The organism is Rhizobium mongolense USDA 1844 (genome assembly GCF_000419765.1).
Taxonomy (GTDB): Bacteria; Pseudomonadota; Alphaproteobacteria; order Rhizobiales; family Rhizobiaceae; genus Rhizobium; species Rhizobium mongolense.
This window is the reverse complement of record NZ_ATTQ01000026.1, coordinates 21,543-47,007: the sequence shown is the minus strand read 5'-3', so window position 1 is coordinate 47,007 and position 25,465 is coordinate 21,543. Positions and strand designations below refer to the sequence as shown.

Genomic DNA, 25,465 nt, shown 5'->3' with positions numbered 1-25,465 from the left:
ATTTTGCCGTGGTAGGGCGCCGGCTTCGACGGGTCATAGCTACGACGCAAAACGCGCGTCATGGCCGCTGCAAGCGCCTTGAGCCCAAATGACGATGGGACGATTGGCTTGGAGGCCAGACACTTCGCGCCCTATTGATTGAGACCGCGGCCACGACCGATTGCCCGCGCCTGGCGCTCGGCCAGGATCTTCTGTCTGCTTTCGACCCGGACGGCCCGCTGCAAGACCTTGAGCGATGTCCGCATCGCATCAAACGCCTTTCGGTCGGCCGGCGGCACCAATTTGAGGGCGTCCTTCTCATCGCGCTCGATGGCACCAGGCCCGAACCGCGAATCGAGTGCCTTGCTCACTGCAGCGAACTCATCGCGGACCTTCGGATCAAGCGCCGTGATCATTCCGGCAAGCGCCCGCGGGTTCTTCGCAACCGCTAAGGTGAGGCGCACGAGATCATCGCGGGCGCCCCCGCTCAACCCCGGAATGGCTATCCCCATGCGTCGCCGTTCTTCGCCGAGCGTGCGGAGAGCCGCATCGAATGCATTCGAGTAAGCCGAAGCAAGAGCGGTCAGGCGATTGGCAACCTCCGGAAGCACTTGCAGTGCATCCCTGCGCTCTCGCCCGGAAGCAAGCAGCCGGTCGATCACGCGGTCCGAACCGCGTAGCGCTCCGTAAGCTTCAGGATCGCCGGCGACGGCTGCAGCGATGCGATCCGCCACGATACCCTTTGAGATCAGCGTCTCGATCGTCGTCACCGCTCCAGCCGGATCACGCCAGATGCTGATCGCCGCTTCCGCAAGGGCTGCGCGGCGCTGCTGGTAATGCGCCGTCGACATGGCCCTCGCTCTCGCGTCCTCATCGACCGGCGCCTTGAATTCTGTGACCGCGGCAAGGAGCGGCGGAGCGGAGTTTTTCTGCCTCGCCGGATCAAAGGCGGCAGCGGCGGCAATCCGCGAGCGATCCTGGCGTTCGGCCTGATGCTGCGCTTCGACAAACCGCCTCGCAGCCGTAAAAAGCTTCACCAGCTCCTCGCGTTTTTCTTGCCCCAAATCCTCCGGCATACGCTCCATGGCGTTGCGCACGACATGCTCATTGGCCTTATCAGTGAAGGCGCTCCGGCCGAAGCGAACCGTCAGCGCCTGGCTCACCGCCTTGATTTCCTGCACGACAGAACGATCCTCAGCGGCGAACAAAAACGCAGTTTTATAAGCCTCCTCCCCACCCGCTTGCCGGATGGTCTCGATCTCGCTGAGACGCGCATGGGCGGCCATTGATAACGCCGGAACCGAAAACGACATATGCGTGCGGCGCGTCCGTTCACGTGCGGCGAAGCGTTCTGCGTTCTTCCGGAACGCCGCAGAATGGGCGCGCACCAGCGGCTTTAATTCAGAAAGAGCGGCATTCGCGGCATTGCGCTCGTCGCGGGCCGCCCGCCCATCGACCAAGCGGTCCGAGCCGCGCAGACGTCCGAGCTTGGCCGGCGCACGCGTAATGGCGTCGGCAAGCCGGTGGGGCATGGCGTCAGCGCGTGAAGCTCGGTCGTTCAGCAAGGCAAGCGCCTGGCCCGGATCGACAAAGATCTTCCCAAGCTGCGCGCGAAGGATCGCTTCGCGTTCCTGACAGCCCCGTGAAGCCAGTTGCGCCAGACGCGCATCCTCGTCCACGCCCCTTGAGAAAGACGTCACCGGCGCCAGAAGATACCGCATGTCCTCGACACTGGTCTGCTCTACGGATGGGGCCTGGACCCGGTCATCATAAGCGATGTGCCGCTCGCGCTCGATCGCAAAGCCTAGAGCGACGTTTGCCCGTTTCCACAGCACCGCCAGTTCCTTCCTCATTCCGGCAAGTCGAGCCAGCTGGCGGGCAACGTAGTCTTCTAACCCGGCGGCGATCTCAGCGAGATGACTAATCCCGCGGCGTCGCGCGAAATCACCAGCAAAAGCCTGGTAGCCGGCCTCATCTTCGAAATCGAGCGTCGTAGTCTTGGCGCCGGAACGCGACAGTCGCTCGACGAGCTGATTGAACAATTCGGGCCGATGGCTTTCGCGCTCGATGCGCTTCCGGCGGGCCACAGCGGCTTCGACCTGTCTGGCTGTCCAGACGTTGCGATCCACTTCCCTTTCCTCGAAATGCTTCTCTCCGGTTTCCGCGTCGATGACAGGAACCTGAACTTTGACTTTCTCAACCCCGTCCTTGCGCAGAGTGACCGTGTCCCCGAGGTCGGCCCCACCCTCCCGCAGTGCCTTCGGCAGGCTCACGCCCCAGAGTCTATGCGTATCCCCGTCATCCGTTTTGACGTCGGCATAGGGGCTCGGATCGACGTCCTCTCCTTCGCGGAATTGCGCCTCCCCGGCATCGACAAGTTCCCCGGTGACGCCGGCCGCATGATCGACCCGGCTCTTCCCGCCCCACCCCGGTTTTGCCTCGAAGTCCTCCTTGGCAGCGTAGAGATCGGCACGGTGGCGATGGCGTGTCATCGCCACATAGGTCAGATGCTGATCCATCATGCCGGTCGCAAGAACGAACGTCCGGTCGACCGTGGCGCCCTGCGATTTGTGGATCGTCGCGGCATAGCCGTGATCGATATTGCGGTAGCTGTCTTCACTGAAAATGACGTCGCGGCCATTGTCGAGGCGCACCGAAAGCAATGTCCGGCCGCGTTTATCGGTCGTCGAAACAACCGTGCCCAGCATGCCGTTCTTGACATATTGGGCCTCGTGATGCTCGGCGCGCGGCTCGAAGAAGCGGGCGTTTTTGAGGAAGATGATGCGGTCGCCAATGGCAAAGTCGCGCGCCCCGCGTTCGGTCTGGAAGGTACGACCGTCACGAAGCGCGCCCTCAGCGGTCATCACGGTCCTCAGCGCCTCGTTCAGACGCTTCACATCCACGTTCGTATGAGCGAGAACGAGTAGTTCGTCGCCGCGCAAACGGCCCGGGCTTCCTTCATCGGCGGATTTCGGAAGCAGCTCACGACGAGCATCGGTCCAGTCGGAAACGATGCGTCGGATGGCTTCCTCCCGTGTCTCCGCTTCGACAAGATGGCCTCGCTCCACATAGGCGTCGAGACCCTGTTCGACGTCGCGGCGCGCAAACAGCCGGGACGCGTCGCGTGCCCATTGCTCGCTTTGGCGGCGCACGCCGGAAAGCTCGGCAAAGCCGATCCGCTCCGTGATTGCCCGAAACGCAGCACCTGCCTGGATTGGCTGGAGCTGCATGGCATCTCCGACCAGGAGGACTTTCGCGCCTGCCTCTTCCACAATCTTCAGGACGCGTGCCATTTGCTTCGACGACACCATGCCGGCTTCGTCGATCACCAGCACATCGCCGCGTCCAAGCTTGTCGCGGCCGTCGGCCCAGGCGAGCTCCCAGGATGCAAGCGTCCGCGACTTGATGCCGGAACTCTCTTCCAGGCCTTCGGCAGCCTTTCCGGCAAGCGCAGCACCGATGACCCGGCGACCTTCGCTTTCCCAGCCGACGCGCGCGGCATCCAGAAGTGTGGACTTGCCGGTGCCAGCAAACCCCACGACCGCGGCAAGGCCGCTGTCCCCCGTGACATGCCGGACGGCGTCCACCTGCTCCGCATCGAGCCGGAAGCGCCTTTGTGGATCACGCGTCTCCACGCTTCCGATCGCTGCGGTGATCCGCCGATCGGAGACGGCGTGCCCGCCGCGCTCTGCGAGAACCCGCGCCGACTGAGCCATGTCATATTCGATGCGCAGGATGTCGCGCGTGGTGAAGATTGCCGGATCTGCAGCTTTTCCCGTTTGCGCATCGAACAGCTGCGGCTTCAGCGTGACGAGATCGTTCGATGCCATCAGCCGCGCATGGATATTGGCGAAGTCAACCGGATCGTCGACATAGCGGTGGAGCGCACGGGCGATATCGCGCTCATCAAAGGTCGAGCGCTCATTGGCAAGCTGCTTCAAGAGGCGTTCGGGATCTGCAAGCAGGCGATCTGCCATTTCCTGCCGGCGGGCAAGCTCCGCCGGCGCGAAGAACATCTCCCTGCTCTTGCGTGCCAGTGCCGCTTTTTCCGGACCGAGATGCTTCTGTGCGATCCCGTCCAACCCCTGTTCGGCATAGGAGCGGCCGTCGAGACGGATCTCATGACCGGCGAGTGCGAGATGCCGATTGGCCGCGTCCGCCCAGCCGATCTTCCACGCCTTCATCGTTTCCTTGTCGCCGGCCCAGATTCGATAGACAATTCTGCCCTTCGGCCGGTCCGGCGTGACGACGCGCAGCGGCTCACCGTCTGCTCCTGTTACCGCCACCTTCTTCGGCCCGAACCCCTCTTCCGTCAAAGGACGCAGCGTTGTCATCAGGTGGATGTGAGGATTGCCGTCCTTGTCGTGATAGACCCAGTCGGCGACCATTCCCTTTAAGGTAAGGTTGTCCCGGACGAACTCTCGCACCAGTGCGATGTTCTCGGTCCGCGTCAGTTCCTCCGGCAGAGCAATGATGAGCTCGCGGGCAAGCTGCGCGTCGGCCCGCTTCTCGAAGGCACCGACGGCGTTCCACAGCACCTCGCTGGCGCCGGCGACCGAGCGTCCGTCGATCGCCTTGCGCAGCCACGCCGGCGTCGCATCCGGTAAGACCAGCTCCTCATGCACCAGATCCGACAAACCGCCGCGATAGGTGAAGGACGTGCCAACCTGCTCGTCCGTCATTCTCGTCCGATGGCGATAGGCTGCAGCCGAGACGATGCTGCGTCCCGCTCCCCTGCCGATCACCTGCGCTCTGACGAACATGATCGCCACCACCGTCTCCTGACTTCCCGGGCACGTCGCGCAAGCGACGTATATTGCGCCCTCAAACCGATCGGCTCGGCCCGACTGGGCCGATGCCGCTTTTGCGGAACTCGGTCACCGGCGAGAACTCCGCTCCAGATTCTTGGGTTCTGCGCAAGCTAAACCCATTTAACTATCTTGTTCTAGTGTGTATAAATGCGGGCATCATAGTGACCTAGCACAATGGAGCATCGTCAATGTCCACAAAAACATCGATTTCCGAGTTGGATGCGCAGATCGAGAAGCTGAAGGAGCGCAGAAGACTTTTGATAGTAAAATCTGCCGAACGTTTTGCTCGCGCCGCGACAAAGGCGGGTCTGGCGGAGATGGAATTACCCGACGAAGAGCTCGATCGGATCGTCGCCGAGATCGCTGCGCGATTTCGCAAAGAGGAGAGGAAGACGGCTAGTGGCCCATCCTCTCAAGCAGGTCGATCAGCAGATAGCGCGCCTGGAGCGCCGGCGGCGGTTTCACATGACGGCTGAGCGCAAGCGCGAGGCGCGGCAGAAATTTCTACTCGGCGGCATCGTCGTCAAAGCCAGACTATCGAAGGCCGACCGGACGTTCCTGCTCGGCGGTCTGCTCGAACTGCCCCGGATCGCTCCGGGCTCTTCGGAACACCACCGGCTGCGCGACATCGGCAAAGCGGCGTTCATTGAAGGCCCTTCGCTGGATACTGTTCAGGAGAAAGCGGAATGGCATTGAAGCATCGACTGCATCCGAGCCTTCTGCTTGTTCTCGTCCCTCTCGCCGTTACCGCCTTTGCCGTCTACGTGACCGGCTGGCGATGGCCAGGATTGGCAGCCGGCATGTCGGGAAAGACGCAGTACTGGTTCCTGCGGTCGACACCCGTGCCGGCACTTTTGCTCGGGCCGCTCGCAGGACTTCTGACGGTCTGGCCCTTGCCGTTGCATCGACGCCGGCCGATCGCGATCGCAAGCCTTCTCGGCTTTGTCGTCGTTACCAGCTTCTACGCCTTGCGGGAATATGGACGTCTTGCTCCCTCCGTTGAGCGCGGGATCATCGCCTGGGATAAGGCGCTTTCTTATCTCGACCTTTTCGCCGTGGCTGGATCGTTTCTCGGCTTTCTGATCGTTGCGGTGTCAGCGCGCATCTCCGTCGTCGTCGCCGATCCGGTTAAACGCGCCAAGGGTGGAGCCTTCGGCGACGCCGACTGGCTCTCGATGCGTGCGGCCGCAAGACTTTTCCCGCCTGACGGCGAAATTGTCGTCGGCGAGCGCTATCGCGTCGATCGCGAACTCGTGCATAAGCTTTCCTTCGACCCGAACGATCGTTCGACGTGGGGACAAGGCGGCAGGGCGCCGCTCCTGACCTATCAGCAGGATTTTGACTCCACGCATATGTTGTTCTTTGCCGGTTCCGGCGGGTTCAAGACAACCAGCAATGTCGTGCCGACGGCGCTTCGATATTCCGGTCCGCTCATCTGCCTCGACCCGTCGACAGAGGTTGCGCCGATGGTAGTCGAATACCGCAGGCGTGTTCTCGGCCGTGACGTGATGGTGCTCGATCCTGCCGATCCGGCAACCGGCTTCGACGTCCTCGACGGCATTGAAACGTCGACCCGCAAGGAAGAGGACATCGTCGGCATCGCACATATGCTGTTGTCGGAAAGCGCACGTTTCGAATCGTCAAGTGGCGCCTACTTCCAGAACCAGGCGCACAATCTGCTGACCGGCTTGCTTGCGCATGTAATGCTCTCGCCAGAATATGCCGGAAGGCGAACCCTGCGCAGTTTGCGCCAGATCGTTTCCGAGCCGGAGCCATCGGTGCTCGCCATGCTGCGCGACGTTCAGGAGAATTCGCAATCCGACTTCATCCGCGAAACCCTCGGCGTTTTCACCAACATGACGGAGCAGACGTTTTCCGGCGTCTACTCGACGGCCTCGAAGGATACGCAGTGGCTGTCGCTCGCCAGTTACGCCGGTCTCGTCTGCGGCAACGCCTTCAGATCCCGCGATATCGTCTCTGGCAAAAAGGACGTGTTCCTCAACGTCCCAGCCGCCATACTGCGCTCGTATCCTGGCATCGGAAGGGTGATCATCGGCTCGCTGATCAAGGCCATGGTGCAGGCAGATGGCGCATTCGACCGCCGCACATTGTTCATGCTCGATGAGGTTGACCTCCTCGGCTACATGCGCGTGCTGGAATAAGCGCGCGACCGTGGCCGCAAATACGGAATCTCGCTGATGCTCATGTACCAATCGGTTGGACAGTTGGAACGACACTTCGGCAAGGACGGAGCGACCTCATGGATCGACGGTTGCGCGTTTGCCTCCTATGCCGCAGTCAAGGCACTCGACACGGCTCGTAGCGTCTCGGCCCAATGCGGGGAAATGACCGTCGAGGTAAAGGGCCGGTCGCGCAATGTCGGCTGGAGCAGCTCTACCACGGGATCTCGCCAATCGGAGAGCGTGAATTTTCAGCGAAGGCCGCTGATCATGCCGCACGAGATCACTCAGTCGATGCGAAAGGACGAACAGATCGTTATCGTCCAAGGCCAAAGTCCGATCCGCTGCGGGCGAGCGATCTATTTTCGGCGCAAGGACATGAATGAGGCGGCCAAGGCTAACCGTTTCGTCAAAACAAGCCTCTGACCGGGTACGCGATATCGACGAATGGTCAAGACCGTATTTCGGTGCATTTTATCTCTGACTGTCAGGTTCCGGTGCTCTTGCCGCTCTTCTGCCGCTTTGCGATACTCAAAACCGCCAAGCGTCTTCGGACGCCTGAGCTTCAGAGACGTGCCGGGCTCGAAGTAGGCTGGCTCGATGGAACCAGTTACCTGGAGATCGCGAAGGCTTGTCATGGGACCGTTTCGACGTCGGTCTGCCGAAATTCGTCATCTGTCGCCAGGACCGGCACGTCATAATATTTGGCGCAAGCGTAATGGAGACAATCACCGAGATTGAGACCATGGCGTCCTGAGCGGTAACGGTGCGCCGCCGACAATGCAAGCCGGGTCGTCTCCATCGCCGGCGGCAGCTCGCGAATTTCGACCCCTCGCTCGTCGAGAAATTCGAGCAGCAGTGGCTCTACGGCTTGAACCGAAATGTTGAACTTGTCCGGACGGGCAAGCCCCAGAGCAGCTTCCAGCACGGCGATCGGCGATGTCATCGGGCCTTTCGTCGAAGCGATCGCTTCTGAGACCCGCTCCGCCTCCGGTTCCTCCGATAGAAGGGCGATGATCGCGCAGGCATCGATAAACATCAGCCTTCGTCCCACATCTCATCGAAGGCCTCGCGTGGAAGCGGTTTCCTCGTTCCGTCATTGATGGCGATCCGGTGCTTCTCCCGCAGCCGTCTCGCGGTCTGCAGCGGCGTTTCGGTATTGCGCCGGCGCTCTATCGCTTCCTTCATGGCGATGACGATCGCTTCTGTGATCGTAACCCCTGCCATTTGTGCGAACTTGCGCGTGAGCGCATCGGCGTCCGGATTGTTGACATTGATCGGCATGGCGCTCACATGTAGCTGGAATAAACTATTAATGTATATCAGTTTATCTACATTTTTCAAGCGCGGGAGATTTCAGCTGACTAACCCGGTTGGCACTGTTTCTTCAGTTATCGGAGAAAATCCTCGCCGACGTCGCCACGGCAAGTCATTGGCGATAGGAGCATTGACGGCCAGCACGTCGGCCGCGCTGCGCAGCCAGCGCCGAGGAGAGGTTCCCCGAGGTTCACTGTCCCTCGTCTTCACTGACGTCATTCGAGGTTAGCGAGAATTATTTCGATCTCGCGTTCGAACTGCTCGTCCCCGGCCCGCGCCTGTGCAATCAGGGCGGCGAGTTCGGCTTCAGCCTTGGCCCGTTCTTCCTTGGTGAAGTAGCAGCTCCGAAGTTCGGCACGCAGTTCGTTGACTTGATCGATAGTGGTCATGTTGATCGTCTCCTTTTGATGACGTCAACGGGACCACGTGCGCACGAAGCGCGTGTCAGGGATCGCGGAACGCGACCGGCGGGGCCGGCGAGTGGGGTGCCGGCTTTGTCGGAGCGCAGGGAACCGGAGCGGAGATAAAACCGGGGGCCTACGCTCGTCCTTGACGCGGGCTGAGCAGCCGTAGAATGGGAGGGCAGAAAGAAGAGAACCCGGGACCCCGACCAGGGGTCGCGACCGTACTCCTAAGAGTTCATCCGCACGCCGGGGTCCTCCAGGCCGAGGGTGAGTCCCGCCCCGCCCCGTTGTGAACTGACCCCGAAGGTTGGACACCAACTTCGGGGATCAGTTCAAGCGGGGGCAAATTTCCGGGCATTATCTGGACCGGCTGACCTCGGTAACGACTTGTGTCGCGCGATGAACTCGCGGAGAAGGGGAAGGAAAAAGGCTTTGCTGAACCGCCCAATGGGTGGTTCGGGCTCCAGGTAAAAGGAGCGGCCGAGGACATCGCTGTTGAATTCATCTAGGATGATCCAGAGCCGCAAATCTGCATTGAGGCCTGCCCGCCCTTTCTCAATGGCGGGGATTTCCGCGGCGAATCGAGCCTTCTCCGGCTGCTTCGTGGTGATCGGAAAAACAGTACTAGATCGCCATCAGAACGGGGGAGCCTCACGCCAACGGCAACCGGCCGATCCTTGCCGGCCTCTCTACCCCAGAATAGGGATAGCGGATGACCGTCGCGGTCTGTATGTCGTCATAGCTGCTCATCGGCTGGCCTCGTCGGTCTCCGCATAGGCGTCGACCGCAGCCTCGAATTCGTCGAGCAACTCGTGCGGCATGGTTTCAAGCATGCCGACTGAACGGGCATCGGATTGCCGCATCAGGCGTTCGAAATGAGAAGCACGAGGCGCGGCTTGTTGCGTTGGGTGATCGTGACTGCATGGCGCAATGCCTCGGCGATGATATCGCCAGATTTCCGGGAAAGATCGCTTGTCGAATAGGAACCACCTGTGCGGGGCATGCTGGTCTCCATAGGTATGTGGTGCCGGCGATTATAGTGTCTTTATTGGTGGGGCCGGCCCCGTTGCCAGGGCCGGCATTCCGGATCAGGCCGGATTGTTCCAGAGGATGACCTTGCGGTTCGGTTCGCCGCCGGGAGCGGGTGCGAGATTGCCGAAGATCACGCCGATTTCCGGTGCTTCCAGCTTGACGGAGAGGTATTCCTCGCCGGTCTGGCGGGCGATGCGGGCCCACGCGGCGCCGATTTCAAAGCCGGTCTTGCGATGGATGACGCGGTAGTCCGGGGCTTCCTCGCTCGCCTTGTTGGCGTTCGGGATGATGGCGATCGGGGCATTGACCCGGATGGTGGCGAAGACGCCTTCGAGGGTGCCGTCGGTCTTCTGCGTCAGGGTTGCGATCGTGGTGGCCATGGTATTGTCTCCTTCGGTTGCTCGGGACCATTCCCGATGGCGCCCGAAGAAGGGGCCGAGCCGCAGGCGTCACCGGAGCGCAAGCGCAGGGGAACCCCTTGCGGGTTGACGCTGATGGCGGCCGGCCCCTTAAAAGGCGGCATAACAAACGGGAATGGTCCTCGATGCGGCCGATGGGCGAGACGTCCATCTGTGGCCATCCAATTTGTCCCGGCTGCAGACCGCCCGCGCCCATGATACACGGCACCGTCCGGATCAACGCCTCGTCGTCCATCCTCGCTCACAGGCGAGCCTGGCATGCCTCATCGCCAGATTTCAGTGCCTCACGGCGGCATCGCTGCGCCGCCTCGCCACCCGACCACAGGGACGTATTCGCTCGATGCCAGCCTGGCGCGGCAACCGGCGGGAACCCCGCGCTGACCAATCCCAGTCTCAGCCAAGGGTCTCGCCAAGTTTCAACAGGGCGCGGAAGCTCCACCAGGCTCCGACCACGCGGGACAGACCGACCTCCATCGTCGCGCGCAGGCGCTTGCCAATATCGAGGACACCATCGCCGAACTCTGTCTGGGCGCGGCAGGCTGCACATCCATCAAGGCTATGAACCGGATCCGCCGCCACTCATTCAGCAAAGTCGTTGGAAGATCGACGGCCGCGCGATTGATGATTGCCAAACGACCCGTCGGCTTCTCCGCGATTGTCGTGCACAAGCTCTATTACCGGGCGTATAGGAGCGCAATCTCGCGGAGTTAGGCTGCACCTGCCACCGACATGTACTTCAGTCAGACCGCAGCTCACTTCACCATCGAGAATTCGAACCTGTCCCACTGAAGAATCAACCGATACTTGTTTTTTTGGGCGGAGGTGCCGTCGGGATTGCGGGAAATGACGCCGCAGAAACGCCACCGCGTCGGGTAGATGGAACAGAGCATATCGCCCTCGATTGTGCTGCGCCCCTGGTCGGACCATGCGCCGACGGTGATAAGTGTCGTGCCGTCTTCTGCCGTCACCCGCCGATATGCCTCGCCTGTCTCGATATTGCGCCCCTGGATTTCGTGACCGAAGAGCAGAGCCCTTATTGCGTCGCCGTCGAGGCGATCTTCCGGCTTCGGATTGAAGCCGTCGGGCAGTTCCGGCACACCTGCCTTGCGCAGGCCCGCGAGCACCCTTTCGAGATCCACGTAATTCTTGAACGGGAATTCGACCGCAGCCATCAGCCCTGTATATTCAGGTTCCTGCGCTTGGGCCAGGTAGGGCTTCAACCTCTCACGGGCGGCGGCAGCATCTGCGTGTCGATCCAGTTGCCCATAGGCGGAGATGAGCAACATCAGGCCCTCATAATTGGACCAAAAGTCCCAATAGGAGGTTTCCTTCGATTCCGGAGCAATCTTTTCGAAGGCGACGACAGCCTCCTCGAAGCGGTCCATCGAGAAGTAGGCGAGTCCGGCAAGCAAGTAGCGCCAGCGTGACCAAGCGGGGTCCACACGTGTTGCGGCATCGAGATAGCCGAGACCGTCCTCGGCCCTGCCGTTAAAAATCATGGCCATACTCAGCCACTCGTAGTTGGAAGGGTCGCTCGCGTCGAGGGCTATGGCCCGCTCCGCGGCGGCGATCGCCTCATCGGACCTTTGCATCTGGTTCAGCTTTGCTGTGAGGAGTCTGTAATACGCCGGAGAGGGATTCTTGGCGGCCTGCGTGAAGTAGGCGTCTGCCTTGCTGCGGGCTTCATCCTGCGTAAGCCCCAACACTTTCGACCGTGCCTCGGTCCAATGCGCTTCCCGATACATCCAGGCGAGTGCCGCCGCAGCATTGCCAAATGCGCGATCAAGCGCCAGAGCCCGCTCATAGTACTTTACGGCTTCCACCCAGTCCTCCGGCCTTTCCCTCAGTTCCAGTTCGCGACCGCGCAAATATGCCTCGTATGCGGCAAGGTTATTTGTTCCACCAGCAATCGATGCAACTTGATGGCTCGTGACCAGGCGAAGCTTGAGGGCGGTTGCGATCTCCCCAACCATCTTGTCCTGAAGGTCGAACACGTCACTCCATGCCCCGTCGAGCCGCTCCGCCCACACGTTGCCACTGGTCGTCGAGTCTATGAGTTTCGCATTGATGCGCATCTCGGCCCCGGCACGACGTACGCTGCCCTCCAGGATGTATCGAACGCCCAATTGGGTCGAAACCTCTGATGGTAGGCTGGCCCTGTTTTTAAAGGTGAATGCAGCATTGCGCGAAATGACGAACAGGCCGGGAATGCGTGCCAGCTCCGTTGTCAAATCCTCGGTGATGCCATCGGCAAGGTAGCCTTGCTCCTTGTCGTCGCTGAGGTTGTCGAAAGGCAACACGACGAGCGACGGCCGGGTGTCGACAAGAGCAACGGAGGCATCATCCTCCGCCTGCCAAGGCTGCCACCACGCCAATGCCGCTAATAGAAAAACAGCGATACCCATGGCGGCTGCGAAAATAGCCCAGGCTCGTGGGGTACTCGTTGCGCCGATCGTGCTGCGTTCCACTGCGGGGTCAAGCAACACGCGATAGACCCGGATAGGCTCGGCGATGTTCTTGACCATCCGCTCGCCCAGCGCAAGGTAACCGACCGTAAGCTTCGATCTCACCTGGTCATAGGTGGTTCCGGATATTGCAATGCCACCGGGTTCCGCCAGCACCTGCATGCGGTGGGCGATATTGACACCGTCGCCGTGAATGTCCTCGCCTTCGACGATGATGTCGCCGAGATTGACGCCAATGCGGAAAACCATCCTCTGTTCGGGCGGCAGTGCTGCGTTGCGCTCGGCTTTCTCGCGTTGAAGTTCCACCGCGCAGTGCACGGCATCCACCACGCTGTGGAACTCGACGAGCACGCCGTCGCCCATGGTCTTTACCAGGCGACCGTGATGCGTGGCGATCTTCGGCTCGAAGAGTTGGTGCAGGTCGGCGTGGAAGCGGACACGCGTTCCCTCTTCGTCGACCTCGCTCATTCGGCTGTAGCCGACGACATCCGCAATCAGGACTGCTGCTAGACGGCGCTCCATACAGATCTTCCTGGGAGTGAGCCTCAACGACATCTTACAGCACGTTACGTTTGCGTGCCATTATCCTCGCTTGAAGCGGACGGCGGGGATTTTGCGGGAAAATCACGTTTTCTGTAGCAATTTCGACCTCACACAACGATTTTTGGGTCAAGCGCGGTACGGCGCGGAAATTCGCGCGTCCCTCACCGCCAGGGGGACGCTGATCGGACGTTACGACGTGATCGCCGGACAGGCGAAGCCCCGCCGCCTGATCGTTGCTCCGAGTTCAACCATGTAGCGGGAGTGCGGGTCGCCAACTGCGAGAAAATTCAACCCAACATGGCAGGTGGTTGAATTTCTTTCTTGATTTTGTCACGGGTCAATCTCAAAAAAGGGCCACAAATGACCCTTTTCAGGGGACACGCAGTGTCAACAGTTAGTCTGAAGGACGCAAGGGCGTCGTTCTCTCATAATATCGATCAAGCTGCCGCTGGCGAGTTTGTAACGATCACGCGCCACGGTCCCGCCGCCGCCGTCCTCGACAGCGTAGGAGCTGCAGAGGCCGCAAGGAAGGTACTCCGGAAGGATCGGCCTAGCCTGGTCCAGTATCTGAAGACCTTTCGGGCCAATTCCGACCTCGACGACGATGTTTTCGCCCGCAATCCGGCCTCCTCCGGCGAGGTTGATCTGTGAGCTTTCGTCTCGACCAACGGGCGAGTGCATCAGACGCCTTTGCCGATTGGGTCAATGAGCAAGACCAACTGGAAGCGATCTATCTTTCAGCGGTGACGATCCATGAAATTGAAAAATGCGTTCGCCTGTTGGAAACGAAAGGTACCAAGGCAAAAGCGGCGGGATTCACATGTGGCTGCAAGGCCTGATCGCTGGACATGGTGACCATATGTTTGCCGGTCGCACGCTTAAGCTCCTCGTGCGCTCCAATCTGAAACCGGCGACCGTCGGCGCATCAGTCGTCGATGCGAAACCCGACCTTCATGACCACCTGGTAGTGGGCCACCGCACCATCCTTGATGTGTCCGCGGATTTGATCGACTTCGAACCATTCGAGGTTTCTCATCGTCTTTGAGGCCCGCGAAATCGCCGTCTCGATCGCCTCCGTGACTGAGGTCTTCGAACTGCCGATCAGTTCGACCTTCTTGTAAACGTGGTCGTTCATGTCATCCTCCCGTTCGAACTGAAACCTCTCCGACACGGCTTCCAAGCTTGCCGTCGAGCACAGACGATCCGGGAAGGAGCGCCTTTTGTCAAATGCCCGGGAATGAGCGCTTCCGGAATTAGGCAAGACCGAATGCCACAGGGCAGCTTAACTCTATGCAAGCGCGAGCCTATTAATTGGTACTCATCGCACATTTCTGCCACGCCCAGCGATAGGGATAGGTGACGATTTCGCCGGGACGATATTCACGACTCATCGTCATATCCTTCGCCGCGTGACAGTCGATCGAGCGCGCCGGCGAAAAGTTCGGCATGCTCATCTGGTATCTCACTCGCCTTGACGGTTCGGCGTGGATCGGCGCCGGCGCGTATGCGCTCATAGTGCTCATAGCTCATTAGCACATAACGGGGCTTGCGATACCGGGTGATCACGACCGGCTCACGCGCCGCCGCATCCGTGACATCGCCAACCTGCTTGTTGAGATCGCCCGTGGTAAACTGCTTCATAGTCGGCGTCACCTCCTTAGCCGCGCCATAATATCCATATTTTCCATATTTGCATGAAAACGGCGCTCACGCGCCGTCTCCTGATGCCTGCCAGACGGGAATGCCGAGGCGGCGGGCCTTGTCGGCGAGATTGCCGGTGATGCCGGAGCCAGGGAAGATGATGACGCCTGCCGGCATCACCGAGAGCATGTCGTCGTTGCGGCGGAACGGTGCGGCCTTGGCGTGCTTTGCCCAGTTCGGCTTGAAGGTGATCTGCGTTATCTTACGGGTCTCGGCCCAGCAGGCGGCAATGCGTTCGGCACCTCTCGGGGAACCGCCGTGCAGCAGGATCATGTCAGGGTGCTTGGCGTGCGCCTGGTCGAGCCTCTCCCAGATCAGCTCATGATCGTTGTAGTCCATGCCGCCGCCAAAGGCGATCTTGGTGCCGGCGGGGATCAGCACCTCGGTTTCGGCACGGCGGCGGGCTGAAAGGAAGTCGCGGCTGTCGATCAATGCCGCGGTCATGTTGGCATGGCTGACCTTGGAGCCGGTGCGTGGGCGCCAGGACGATCCGATCTGAGCCTCGAAGAGGTCGGCGGCAAAGTCGCGCATGAACTCGAAGGCGTTGCGGCGCTCCAGCAGCGTGATGCCTTCGGCGATGAGGCGTTCGAGCGCGACGCTCTTCACCTCGCTTCCGTCCTGCTCACGCTGGCCGGTGCGCTGCGCCTCCTCGTTGCGGTCGAGTTCGCGCTCGATGCGCTCGCCGGCGCGATGGAAGAGGTTGACAGTCGCCCAGAGCAGGCTTTCGAGATCGGGTTCGAGCCGCGTGTCGCCGAGCATCTCGGACATGGCGTCGAAGATTGCGGAAAGTGACGACTGGACGACCGGCTCTTCGGGAAGCGGCCGCGGATCGGGTTCGTGCTCAAATGGGCGATAACCATAGATCTGCATTTCGTAGATGAAGCGATCGGTGGGCGAGGATGCGTGGCGGGGCTCGAAGCCGTCGTCGAGGTCAAGGGTAAGGTCCATGGTGGTCTCCATCCGGTTGCGGCCGCGCCTCTCGCGGCCTGGCGGCGACCCCGTTCACGCGGATGACGGGCCGGAACCGCGGCGCCGTGCGCCGCGGCCCAGCGCAGCGCCGGGCGGCGGAACGAAGGTTTCTTGTCCCGCGAGGAATGGCCGGCCGCATCGGCACGAAAACCGGAGGACCGGTTTTCGGAACAGCCGATGCGTAGAAATGCCGGCCAGGGGAAGAAACCTGACTGACCCGCTGAAGGCCCGGCTACGCGTGGCAAGGGTCGGCTCCCGGCAGGCCCGCGGGCGCGCCCGCCGGGAAGAGAGACCTGCGGGGGCCGCCTTGCCTGACACGACACCCCTCGCCTCCCCCTGCCCGCCAATCACGCGCGCAGAAAGGCCATCGCATCTGGCGGCGCGAGCTGCTGGCGCAGACTTGCCGTCAGCCGATCCGGCCCAAGCCGCCGCAGATCCTCGTTGAAGTCGCCGAGCTCGGATGCAATGACGAGCGGCAGGATCCCGAAAGCCTGAGCCCGGCGGCTCAGTCCTTCGATCCCATGCCGGCCGGCTGCATCCGCATCGGCCGCTATATAGAGGCGTTGGCAGCCTGGCGGCGGCACGAAGGCGGTAAGGTGATTGACGGTGAGCGCCGCCGCCATCGGCATGCCAGGCATCACCTGGAACAATGACAGCATGGATTCGAGACCCTCGCCTGCCGCCAAGATCGGCACGGACCCATCGACCGGAAAACCGAAGCGAACGGCATTGCCAAGAAGATGACCAAGCGCGCGGCGCGGATCTTCGACCTTCGCCTTGCCGTCGCCATCCTTGTCGAGCCATGTGCGATGTACGCCGGTGATTGCCCCGGCAGCGTCGGTGACAGCAGCAATGAGGGCGGGATAGCTGGTTCTGCTGCCGGTCAGCAGATCCCGGTAGAAGCAGCACGGATGGAAGCGCAGCGAGGCATGTGCGGATGCATGCAAGATGCCGCGCTGTCGCAGATACCGATCCGCGAGCGTACCTGCCAACGGCTGCGACATGCGAAAGAGGCGTCGGGCCTGTTCGGCGGCTGGCCGGTTGGCCGGTGTGGAACCGATGTCGTCATCCTCTCGCAACGCTACTGGAACGGGCTGAGGCAAGCTCAGAAAATGCCTTGCCTCATCGGCCACGTCGCGGAAATCGACCAGTCCGCATGTCTCGCGAATGAGATCGAGCAGGTTGCCGTGCTGGCCGGTGGCCGCATCTGTCCATTTGCCGGCCCGCAGGCCGGTGAGATGGACATAGAGCGAGCGGCCCTTGCTGTTGGCGACGTCGCCGACGATCCAGTAGTTACCGATGCGCCGGCCGGCTGAGAGGTAACGGCGGCAGACGGCCTCGGCATTGCGCGCGAGACGGTCCGCCAGTTCAGAGGCGGACAACATGATGGAGCCTTTCTTTCGATCGCCTCGTAACGTCGATCATGCGATGACGCTGCATCGGACGCGCGAGGATTGCCGATCCGTCCTCCATCACCGGAATGAAGAGCCGATCTTCCAACTGGCTATCTACGAAAACAGGGACGGAACAGTGGCTGGAGCGGCCGCAGCCGGGGAAGAGACCGTCTTCATGGGAAACCTCTCGAGAGCAGGAGGGACCGGCCCACCCGGGCGCTCTCCTGGTCCCGCAAGGCCAACCCTTCCCAGGCCCCTCTCTCCCTCCATCACGCAACCATCGTCCCGTCCACCGTCTCATCTGAGGTGACATCCTATATACTGACTTATTCGCGATAGTAAAACTCATGGTATCGTGCTACAACTCCAGAAATCAATTCGGCGCGATCGCCCTTAGCGGGCAGACAGACGGAAGGAACGACGTGCGGCAGTTTCTGATCGTCGACCGTTCAGTTGATGAGGGCTCTTGCGAGCTGCAGGCGCTGCTTGCTTGCGCTTACGAGCAAAAACTCCGGCCCTCCTGCCAGTGCCGGGAGCCAGCGGTCCCGATGTATATCGCGAGGTTCGACGGGCAGTATGTCGTCAAACGCATGCCTCTTACCGGGCGCGATCACGATCCCGCCTGCCCCTCCTACGAACCGCCTTACGAGCTTTCCGGCCTTGGCCCCCTCGTCGGCAATGCGATCCGTCTTGACGAAACGACCGGAACAGCGGCGCTTGCATTTGACTTTTCGCTGTCGAAAAGGGGATCGCGGGCCGCCGCAGCCCCTTCCGGCGAACCGTCTGATACGATCCGGAACGAAACAAAAAAGCTCTCGCTACGGGCCGTGCTGCATTATCTCTGGGAAGTCGGGGAACTGACGGAATGGACCTCGCTGTGGTCGGGAAGGCGCGGCTGGGGGCGGGTCCGCGGAAGCCTCATCAATGCCGCAAAGCAGATGACGACACGCGGCAAACCTTTGAGCGACATCCTCTTCGTGCCGGAGGTATTTCATGCTGAAGATAGGGAGGGGATTGCCGCCAGGCGGGCAGCCGCACTGTCCGGCTTGCAAGCGGCGGGTTCTGGGCCAAGGACGCTCATGCTTCTCGTCGGGGAGGTGAAGGATTCTACGCCGGCGCGCGATGGCTGGAAGATCAGCATCCGACACATGCCCTTTCCGTTCATGATTGACGATGGAGCTTGGCGGCGCCTGAATACCCGTTACGCGACCGAGCTGGAGATCTGGCGATCGAACGAGGCGTTTCATTTGGTTGCTATCGCCACCTTCGGCATTTCGGGGGCCGGCATTGCCTCGGTCGAGGAAATTGCCCTGATGGTCGTCAACCAGAACTGGATCCCCTTCGAAACCGTACATGAACAGCGGTTGCTTGACCGGCTGGCAGATCTCCGGCGCAAGAGTGTCAAAAGTCTGCGATTCAACCTGTCTCGCGATCAGCCGGTCGTTTGCGTAACGCTGCCTGAACAATGCCCGGTGCCGGTGGCGATGTGCGTCGTGCCAGCCGGCGCTGATGAGGAGTATGAACGTACACTTGCCGAGATGTTGGCCGCGAGGCCGGAGATGACGCCCTGGATCTGGCGCATTGCCGATGGAGACATGCCGCCGCTGCCAGTTTGCCACGACGGCGCAGCTGGACGAACCACATCAGAGTAGGCCCGTAGGGGATGCAGGCTCCGTGAACTGCCGTTAAAATTTCGAAGATACTTTGGCAAATGCCACAAGGGTGGCGGTTCGCCAACGACTGTCTCGCAGAGTGCCATTTCTCAATCTGGACATTCGGCACCAGTCTCGACCCAGGCGGCGACAAGCGCGCCAAAGGTCTCCTGCGAGCCTGGAGGGGCACTGCGTCCTTCCCCCGGATGCCAGGCCCAGCCGACCAGATGGTCTTCGCCCATATGGCGTATGAGGTCGGCATGCGAACGATTGCCGTTCCGGCTTGTATCTTTTACCTGCCGGCATATGTCACCCACGGTCAGCCCTTGCCAGGCCATGCTGGCCGGGGCCAATGACCAATGTGCGTTGCCCGGGATGGATTTCATGCGGCTGCCTACGATCGGACGATTCTCCGCACCGTGGCAGGTGCTGCAGACAAGCCCAGCCGGACCCAGCGAGCTTTGGCTGGCATTCATCAACGGCACATGCTGATGCATGTCTTCTCCCTGCGTCGGGCTGCGCGTTGCCGGATGGCAATTTATGCAGCGCGGATGCGTCATGACACGGCTGGCTTCTTCGAAGATCGCTTTTGAGCGCTCGCTGGTCTCCGTTATCGCATCGAAATCGGAGACGGTCTTCAGCGCTCCACCATCCGATGTTTCGGCATAACCCAATGGTCCTATGCCAGCAACGCTGCCGATCGTAGCGAGAACAGCGGCGAGCGGGATAGCGAGAAACCGCTTGGCCATGATCACACTCTCCGCAATTCGTTCTGATCGATCGGCAGTGATCGCAGCCGCTTGCCGGTTGCCGCAAAGATCGCATTGAAGAGCGAGGGTGCAACACCGGGTGTGCCAACCTCCCCTATGCCGCCTGGTGCCTCGGAACTGGGCACGATATGCACCTCGATCTTCGGCGTCTCGTGTATTCGCAGAACGGGAGAATCGTCGAAGTTGCCCTCCACTACGGCACCGTTCTGGACCGTGATGCGTCCGTAGAGTGCAGCGCTGAGGCCGTAGATGATGCCGCTCTGTATCTGGGCTTCTACCGTGTCCGGATTGATGATCTGGCCACAGTCGACAGCGCAGACGATGCGGTCGGTGTTGAGCTTGCCATCTTCCCCTACGCTTACTTCGGAGATCATCGCGGCAAAGCTTCCGAAATCCTCCAAAAGGGCGATACCCCTTCCCTTGCCTTGGGGGAGAGTGGTCGACCAGTCCGCCTTCTCCGCCGCTAGTTCGAGGACACCTAGAAGGCGCGGCTTATGCTGAAGCAGCCGCCTGCGGTAATCGAGCGGGTCGATGCCCGCGGCGTGAGCCAGTTCGTCGATGCCGCCTTCGATTGCCGGGACGTTGCGCGTGGCGCCGACGCCGCGCCAGTTGCCCGTCAACATCCCGTCCGGAGCCTCGTGGCGCACGAAATCCGTATATTTGTTCGGGATCGCATAGGGCGTCTCCGCACCAGTCATGATGTCGAGGTCTATGCCATCCCGCGTCAAGGCCGGTAGCCAACGCGCCATCACGGATGGGCCGATGACGCGATGCCGCCAGGAAACGGGCATGCCATCGGCACCCAGCGTCGCGGTGATCTTACTGTAATTTAGATAGCGGTAGCAGTCGTGGCGGATGTCTTCCTCGCGGCTCCAGGTGACCTTCACCGGGCCATCCACCTGCTTTGCGATCTTCGCCGCCAGGATGACGCCGTCGACATCGAGCCTCCGTCCGAAACCGCCACCGAGAAGGTGGTTGTGCACGACGACCTTATCCAACGGGAGGCCTGTGACGTCAGCAACCACTTGTCTTGCCCGGCCCAGCACCTGGGTGCCAACCCATACGTCGCAGCTATCGTTGCGGACGTGAACCGTGCAATTCATCGGCTCCATCGCCGAATGCGTGAGAATCGGTAGGCGGTAGACGAATTCAAGAGCGGGCTTGTGTTGGGATTCCGCCTTTGCGACATCGCCTTCGTTTATGTGGGGCAAGGCGTTGCCGCCGATCGCGTCCTCCGCGCGCTTCTCGAGATCGGCCAGCGAGAGAGCACCATCGGCGCCCTGCTCCCACTCGATGGAAAGTGCTGCAAGCCCCTTGCGTGCGGCACCAGTATTGTCGGCCACGACGGCGACTGCGTCCTCGATCCGGACGACCTGTCGGACCCCCTTGACCGCCATTGCCGGTCCATCCTTGACCGATCGCAGTTTCCCGCCGAAGTGGGGACAGATCGCGATCGCCGCGTAGGATACGCCTTCCGGGCGGGCGTCGATACCGAACTTTGCCGTGCCGTTGACCTTCTCGGGGCTGTCGAGACGCCGGATGGACTGGCCGATCACTTTGAAGCTGGACGCAGATTTTAGCGGAACTTCCTGCGGAACGGGCTCTGACGCTGCAGCCTGTATCAGGCTCCCGTAGTCGGTACTGCGGCCGCTTGCAGCGTGAACGACATGCCCGGCCTCGGCCTTGCACGTATCCACTGCGACGTTCCAGCCATGCGCAGCAGCGTTTACCAGCATGATCCGGGCCGTGGCACCTGCCTTGCGCATCTGCTCGTAAACAGCGCGGATGGCAAGGGAACCGCCGGTGATCTGGTCACCTATCAAAGGATTTGCATAACGCGCAGGATCAGCAGGTGCATGCTCCAGCGTGATCTGATCGAGGCGGACTTCCAGCTCTTCGGCCAGCAGCATCGCCACCGAGGTATAGATGCCTTGCCCCATCTCCACGGAGGGCATGATAAAAACAATCTTGCCTTCCGCAGGGATGCGAATGAAGGCATTTGCTTCAAACGCCTCTGCGGCAGCGCATGACGGCGACGGCCGAAGGCCGATGACCAGGCCGGCTCCGCTCAGCGATGCGCCGATCAGAAAATGCCGACGCGAAACAGCAAGGTTGACTTTGTCGTGGACGGACATCGCATCACCTCGCCTTGGCAGCCAGTTTGATCGCCGCCCGAATGCGCGGATACGTGCCGCATCGACAGATATTTCCGGCCATGACGGCATCGATATCGTCGTCGGTGGGCGACGGATTGGCAACAAGTAGCGCGGTGGCGGACATGATCTGTCCAGACTGACAGTAACCACATTGCACGACATCGATGTCCAGCCAGGCCTTTTGTACCCGAGCGCCTTCGTCAGTCTCGCCAATCGCCTCGATCGTGGTGATCGGCTTGGCGGCCGCTTCGGCGACCGGCATCACGCACGACCGCACGGGCACACCATCGACATGCACCGTACAGGCACCGCACATGGCGATGCCGCAGCCGAATTTCGTTCCAGTGAGACCTATGGTGTCGCGCAGCACCCATAAAAGCGGAATATCGCCATCCACATCGACGGTGTAGTTCTTACCATTGACTGAAAGATCGTAGGACATATGAACGTCGGCAGAGAAGCCGCCCCTCAACGAACATACAGCGACAGCTAAATTAGCTGAAAGCGCGCAAAGCCGCAAGTTGTAATCTTGTAATACCAGCATTCCAGAAACCAAGTGACGATCGGCCCCTCCTGCCGAACAAGCTTGCGCGAAGCGCCTCGATCTCGCCGCTAGCGCCCGAATGCAAGCCAGCGCCGATGTCAGCCGAAGGGGAAAAAGCCCGGCAGATCGCCGGGCAACGAGTTCTCTCGGGGAGATGTCTGACGTTTTCGGGTTAGCCAGCCAGACTGGCCTATGGTCAGGACGCCTGCTCGAGCAGTTTCCCAGCCTTGCCTTCCAGTTCGAGGCGGGCGTCCTGATGGGTCCTATTGCGCGCCAAGGCCGTGATGCCCTGGACGAAATCGAAGATCGATTCCGGCGGCCTGCCTTCTTCGGACAGGACCGTCTGGATAATCTTGCCGGTCTCGCTCTTCGAGAAACCGCGCCGGCGCAGGAAGGCCTGGCGATCCTCATCGTTGCTGGCTACGATCCGCTCGCGGGCCGCCCGGATGCCGGCGACGAAGGGCGCGGGGGAGGAATTCGTGAAATTTGTCAGTGCCGGCGCCGCCTCGTGCGCGAAACGCTGACCGGCAAACTTGGAGTGCCGGATACTGATCTCCTCGAAATTTTCCGTGCCCCAGAGATTCCTGTTGGCGCAGACCGCGCGAAGATAGAAGGAAGCAATGCCGAGGGACTTCGATCCGACTTCGGAGTTCCAGGCATAGAAGCCGCGGAAATAAAGGTCCGGTTCGCCATTCGCCAGCCGGCCTGCTTCGATCGGACGGGTATCGTCGACCAAAAACAAAAAGACATCACGATCGCTGGCGTAGAGCGTCGTGGTGTCCTTGGTCACGTCCACAAAAGGATTGTGCGTCATCGTCGACCAGTCGAGAACCCCCGGCACCTTCCAGATCGTGTCGCCGGTTCCATTACCGGCGATATTCATCACGGCCGCGACGAGCTCGTGGTCCCAGATCCGCCCGTATTCGGGGCCTGTCACCGCCCGAAGCTCGATGCGGCCGTCGTCCATTTCAAGGGTCTTCACCAGCTCGGCGCGATGGTTGAGCAGACCATGCTGGAGATTGATCGCAGCAAGTGGGGCGGGCAGCTGGCGCATATAGGTGGCGGGAGCGCCGACCAGGCTGCACAATTGGCCATAGCTCCAGTGCGTCGGCGCGATCGGCTGCCGCTGGCCGGGAACGATGAGTTCGAGACGTTCGGCATTGTCGTGTGTGGCGTCGAGGCGGATTGTAGAGCTTTCGACGGTGCGGGCGTGCGCTCGCTCACTGCGGGACTTGACCGCTTCGTAAAGGTCACCGAGTGAGAGATAGCGTTCGTCGTCGGGACGGAAAAACCATTCCGACGACACCCGGCCGATGCGGTTGCCACGTGAGATATCGACACCGTAGCCGGAGGTAACAGGGCGAGAAGAGGCTGCTGACAGGTTCATGATGTGAAGCTCCTTGAACGAATGAGGCCGGTCATCGCGTTCTGCTAATGCCGGGCGGGTTGATAAAAGGCGCAGAAGCGATCAGGCCGCGCGCCTTTAGGCTGGGCGGGCCGGTGCCGACCGGCGAGACCGGTGAACGAACACTGGCGGCAAGGGCATTGCGCGGGGGGATGGTGCGCGCCACGGTAAGATCGAGCACCGGCCGGTCAGGAAGCGTCCGGACCGTCGCCTTCTTCCTCGTCCTGATCGCCAGCGGGTGGAGCGCTATTTGTTGAAACCGCACCTCCGGTCGCGGACTCTATGTCGCCGTCGACATTGTCGCCGCTTGCTTCGGCTTCTGCCTTCGGTTCATCCTCCGGCCGGACGAAGCCACGATCGATCTTCAACTCTCCACCGGCACTAAGCGAGATGAAGACACCGCCGCGGGCTACTTCCTCGGAATCGAACACAAAGGGCCGATCTTTGAGCCGGTCGAGCTCTGCACCGAGGTCTACGAGCTGCTTTTCCGTCTCCTCGGAGGAGCCTTGAGCGGCAGCATAGTCAGCCTGGAGCTTGTCGTATTCGGCCTTGAGAGTGTCGTAACGGGCAAGCTTGTCCCTGGTCATGTCCGCCTGCTTGCCGTAGAAGCGGCGAAGCCCGGAGGCATGGCCGTACGGGAAATCGAAGGCAGCCTCGACCCATCTCCACCCCTCGGTGCTTTTGAGAGTTTCAGCGTCGGCCTTGAGCTTATCGACCGCTAATTTTTCCAGCAGTGCCGGCTCCTGGAGCCAACCACCTTGATCCTGCTCGAACAGGTCGCGCATCACGATGCCGCCGGCAGCCTCGTAAGCTTCGACCCCGACGTAGACCGCCCGGCGGTCGCTGGCACGGATCGCCGTTTCGGTCAGCAGGCGGCGAATGTAATAGGCCTCCCGCGCATGCGACCGCGATGCCGTATCCCAGACCTGGTCCTGGCGAACATGATCGTTGGTGATCGAGAATGCGATGAGCTGTTCAAGCGCCATCTCGCCGGCGGCATAAAGATGAAGAAGACGCGGCGAGACGGAAGCAAGCCGCAGTCGCTGCTTCACGGTTGCGATCGAGACGAAGAAGCGGGCAGCGATCTCTTCCTCGCCTAGACCTTGCTTGCGGAGCGTCTGGAAGGCTCGGAACTGGTCCAGAGGATGAAGATCGACACGCTGGACGTTTTCGGCCAGGGAATCGTCCTCGGCGGATGTGTCGCCGCCGCGCTTGACGATGCAAGGGACCGGTTCCGTCTTCGCCATGCGCTTCTGCTTAACCAGCAGTTCGAGCGCACGGTATCGCCGGCCACCGGCAAGAACATTATACCTGCCAGTTTCCTCGCCGTTCTCGCCAAGGATCGGCCGGACATTGAGGCTCTGTAGAAGCTTGCGAAGAACGATATCTTCGGCGAGATCCTCGATCGAAACACCCGCCTTGATTTTGCGGACGTTCTGCTGCGAGAGTTCAAGCTTGTCGAAGGGGATGTCCTCCGACCGATTGAGAGTAACTTCCTGAATGGCTTTAGCCATGTCATTTCTCCACGACGGACCGGCCGGAGCCTCTCTCCGACCTTTGCCAACCCGTCACGGAATCCCCCTCCCCCCTCTCTTTCAGCCGCCACCCGCACCGCTTCAATGGTTGTGACCGCCGGTTCGCGGATGTCGAGCCACTTGGGGCAACGTGTCCATGATCAATATCTGATTAAGCGCATGCCGCTCTCGCGCTGCGACCACGTCCGT

The 25,465-nt window shown here is 61.0% G+C and carries 19 protein-coding genes and 4 pseudogenes; 6 read left to right on the top strand and 17 right to left on the bottom strand.

Annotation, left to right across the window (positions count from 1 at the left end):
* Window positions 1–131 precede the first annotated feature (131 nt).
* Complete coding sequence (gene traA, locus A3C3_RS0131645; RefSeq protein ID WP_022718564.1) at window positions 132–4,751, bottom strand: Ti-type conjugative transfer relaxase TraA; 4,620 nt, start codon at window positions 4,749–4,751, stop codon at window positions 132–134.
* Window positions 4,752–4,978: 227 nt separating this feature from the next.
* On the opposite strand from traA, the gene A3C3_RS0131640 reads away from it, so the two are divergent.
* The 3 genes and pseudogenes from A3C3_RS0131640 to traG all read left to right on the top strand — a co-directional run bounded on the left by A3C3_RS0131640 (window position 4,979) and on the right by traG (window position 7,396).
* The gene (locus A3C3_RS0131640; protein ID WP_022718563.1) at window positions 4,979–5,266 is read left to right on the top strand and encodes a TraC family protein; all 288 of its coding nucleotides are present in this window, start codon (window positions 4,979–4,981) and stop codon (window positions 5,264–5,266) included.
* A complete protein-coding gene (locus A3C3_RS0131635; RefSeq protein ID WP_022718562.1) occupies window positions 5,256–5,486 on the top strand; it encodes a conjugal transfer protein TraD in 231 nt (76 codons plus the stop codon). The genes A3C3_RS0131640 and A3C3_RS0131635 overlap by 11 nt, the downstream gene beginning before the upstream one ends.
* A pseudogene (gene traG, locus A3C3_RS41885) lies at window positions 5,477–7,396 on the top strand (Ti-type conjugative transfer system protein TraG). Before A3C3_RS0131635 ends, traG begins: the two are co-directional and overlap by 10 nt.
* A 208-nt stretch (window positions 7,397–7,604) precedes the next feature.
* Here the strand turns inward: traG and A3C3_RS0131625 are convergent.
* The 7 genes and pseudogenes from A3C3_RS0131625 to A3C3_RS0131590 all read right to left on the bottom strand — a co-directional run bounded on the left by A3C3_RS0131625 (window position 7,605) and on the right by A3C3_RS0131590 (window position 13,129).
* A complete protein-coding gene (locus A3C3_RS0131625; protein ID WP_022718561.1) occupies window positions 7,605–8,009 on the bottom strand; it encodes a type II toxin-antitoxin system VapC family toxin in 405 nt (134 codons plus the stop codon).
* Entirely contained in the window at window positions 8,009–8,254 is a 246-nt protein-coding gene (locus A3C3_RS0131620; protein ID WP_022718560.1) for a type II toxin-antitoxin system VapB family antitoxin, read from the bottom strand. The genes A3C3_RS0131625 and A3C3_RS0131620 overlap by 1 nt, the downstream gene beginning before the upstream one ends.
* A 248-nt stretch (window positions 8,255–8,502) precedes the next feature.
* Window positions 8,503–8,676: a hypothetical protein gene (locus A3C3_RS46285; protein WP_022718559.1), complete on the bottom strand. Its 174-nt coding sequence runs from the start codon at window positions 8,674–8,676 to the stop codon at window positions 8,503–8,505.
* A 372-nt stretch (window positions 8,677–9,048) separates the two neighbouring features.
* Window positions 9,049–9,441: pseudogene (locus A3C3_RS48260) on the bottom strand (hypothetical protein).
* Window positions 9,438–9,694, bottom strand: a pseudogene (locus A3C3_RS41875) (type II toxin-antitoxin system Phd/YefM family antitoxin). Before A3C3_RS41875 ends, A3C3_RS48260 begins: the two co-directional pseudogenes overlap by 4 nt.
* A gap of 85 nt (window positions 9,695–9,779) precedes the next feature.
* The gene (locus A3C3_RS0131600; RefSeq protein ID WP_028740169.1) at window positions 9,780–10,103 is read right to left on the bottom strand and encodes a DUF736 domain-containing protein; all 324 of its coding nucleotides are present in this window, start codon (window positions 10,101–10,103) and stop codon (window positions 9,780–9,782) included.
* A gap of 791 nt (window positions 10,104–10,894) precedes the next feature.
* The gene (locus A3C3_RS0131590; RefSeq protein ID WP_022718557.1) at window positions 10,895–13,129 is read right to left on the bottom strand and encodes an adenylate/guanylate cyclase domain-containing protein; all 2,235 of its coding nucleotides are present in this window, start codon (window positions 13,127–13,129) and stop codon (window positions 10,895–10,897) included.
* 405 nt (window positions 13,130–13,534) lie between these two features.
* On the opposite strand from A3C3_RS0131590, the gene A3C3_RS0131585 reads away from it, so the two are divergent.
* Window positions 13,535–13,801: a type II toxin-antitoxin system Phd/YefM family antitoxin gene (locus tag A3C3_RS0131585; protein WP_028740168.1), complete on the top strand. Its 267-nt coding sequence runs from the start codon at window positions 13,535–13,537 to the stop codon at window positions 13,799–13,801.
* A complete protein-coding gene (locus A3C3_RS41870; RefSeq protein WP_028740167.1) occupies window positions 13,798–13,989 on the top strand; it encodes a PIN domain-containing protein in 192 nt (63 codons plus the stop codon). The genes A3C3_RS0131585 and A3C3_RS41870 overlap by 4 nt, the downstream gene beginning before the upstream one ends.
* 86 nt (window positions 13,990–14,075) lie before the next feature.
* Here A3C3_RS41870 and A3C3_RS0131575 read toward each other — a convergent pair whose 3' ends face one another.
* The 4 genes from A3C3_RS0131575 to A3C3_RS0131555 all read right to left on the bottom strand — a co-directional run bounded on the left by A3C3_RS0131575 (window position 14,076) and on the right by A3C3_RS0131555 (window position 17,205).
* Window positions 14,076–14,285, bottom strand: coding sequence for a dodecin (locus A3C3_RS0131575; RefSeq protein ID WP_022718555.1), 210 nt, complete (start codon window positions 14,283–14,285; stop codon window positions 14,076–14,078).
* A gap of 245 nt (window positions 14,286–14,530) precedes the next feature.
* Window positions 14,531–14,791 carry a type II toxin-antitoxin system prevent-host-death family antitoxin gene (locus A3C3_RS0131570; RefSeq protein WP_022718554.1) on the bottom strand — a complete coding sequence of 87 codons (261 nt, stop codon included), beginning with the start codon at window positions 14,789–14,791 and terminating at the stop codon, window positions 14,531–14,533.
* A 66-nt stretch (window positions 14,792–14,857) separates the two neighbouring features.
* Window positions 14,858–15,799, bottom strand: a complete 942-nt coding sequence (locus tag A3C3_RS0131565; RefSeq protein WP_022718553.1) for a DUF2493 domain-containing protein — start codon at window positions 15,797–15,799, stop codon at window positions 14,858–14,860.
* A gap of 368 nt (window positions 15,800–16,167) precedes the next feature.
* A complete protein-coding gene (locus A3C3_RS0131555; protein WP_022718551.1) occupies window positions 16,168–17,205 on the bottom strand; it encodes a DUF7146 domain-containing protein in 1,038 nt (345 codons plus the stop codon).
* Window positions 17,206–17,636: 431 nt separating this feature from the next.
* Here A3C3_RS0131555 and A3C3_RS39735 point away from each other — a divergent pair, with 431 nt between their 5' ends.
* Complete coding sequence (locus tag A3C3_RS39735; RefSeq protein WP_022718549.1) at window positions 17,637–18,866, top strand: DUF1173 domain-containing protein; 1,230 nt, start codon at window positions 17,637–17,639, stop codon at window positions 18,864–18,866.
* Window positions 18,867–18,976: 110 nt separating this feature from the next.
* Here the strand turns inward: A3C3_RS39735 and A3C3_RS0131540 are convergent, their stop codons facing one another.
* From A3C3_RS0131540 to A3C3_RS41865, 5 genes and pseudogenes are all read right to left on the bottom strand, one after another.
* The gene (locus A3C3_RS0131540; protein ID WP_022718548.1) at window positions 18,977–19,615 is read right to left on the bottom strand and encodes a hypothetical protein; all 639 of its coding nucleotides are present in this window, start codon (window positions 19,613–19,615) and stop codon (window positions 18,977–18,979) included.
* Window positions 19,616–19,617: 2 nt separating this feature from the next.
* Entirely contained in the window at window positions 19,618–21,771 is a 2,154-nt protein-coding gene (locus A3C3_RS0131535; RefSeq protein ID WP_022718547.1) for a xanthine dehydrogenase family protein molybdopterin-binding subunit, read from the bottom strand.
* Window positions 21,772–21,775: 4 nt separating this feature from the next.
* Window positions 21,776–22,234 (bottom strand): (2Fe-2S)-binding protein, encoded by a 459-nt coding sequence (locus tag A3C3_RS0131530; RefSeq protein ID WP_022718546.1) that lies wholly within the window; start codon window positions 22,232–22,234, stop codon window positions 21,776–21,778.
* A 298-nt stretch (window positions 22,235–22,532) separates the two neighbouring features.
* Window positions 22,533–23,723, bottom strand: a complete 1,191-nt coding sequence (locus A3C3_RS0131525; RefSeq protein WP_022718545.1) for a hypothetical protein — start codon at window positions 23,721–23,723, stop codon at window positions 22,533–22,535.
* A 331-nt stretch (window positions 23,724–24,054) separates the two neighbouring features.
* Window positions 24,055–25,255 (bottom strand): annotated as a pseudogene (locus A3C3_RS41865) (ParB/RepB/Spo0J family partition protein); the annotation flags it as partial.
* Window positions 25,256–25,465 lie beyond the last annotated feature (210 nt).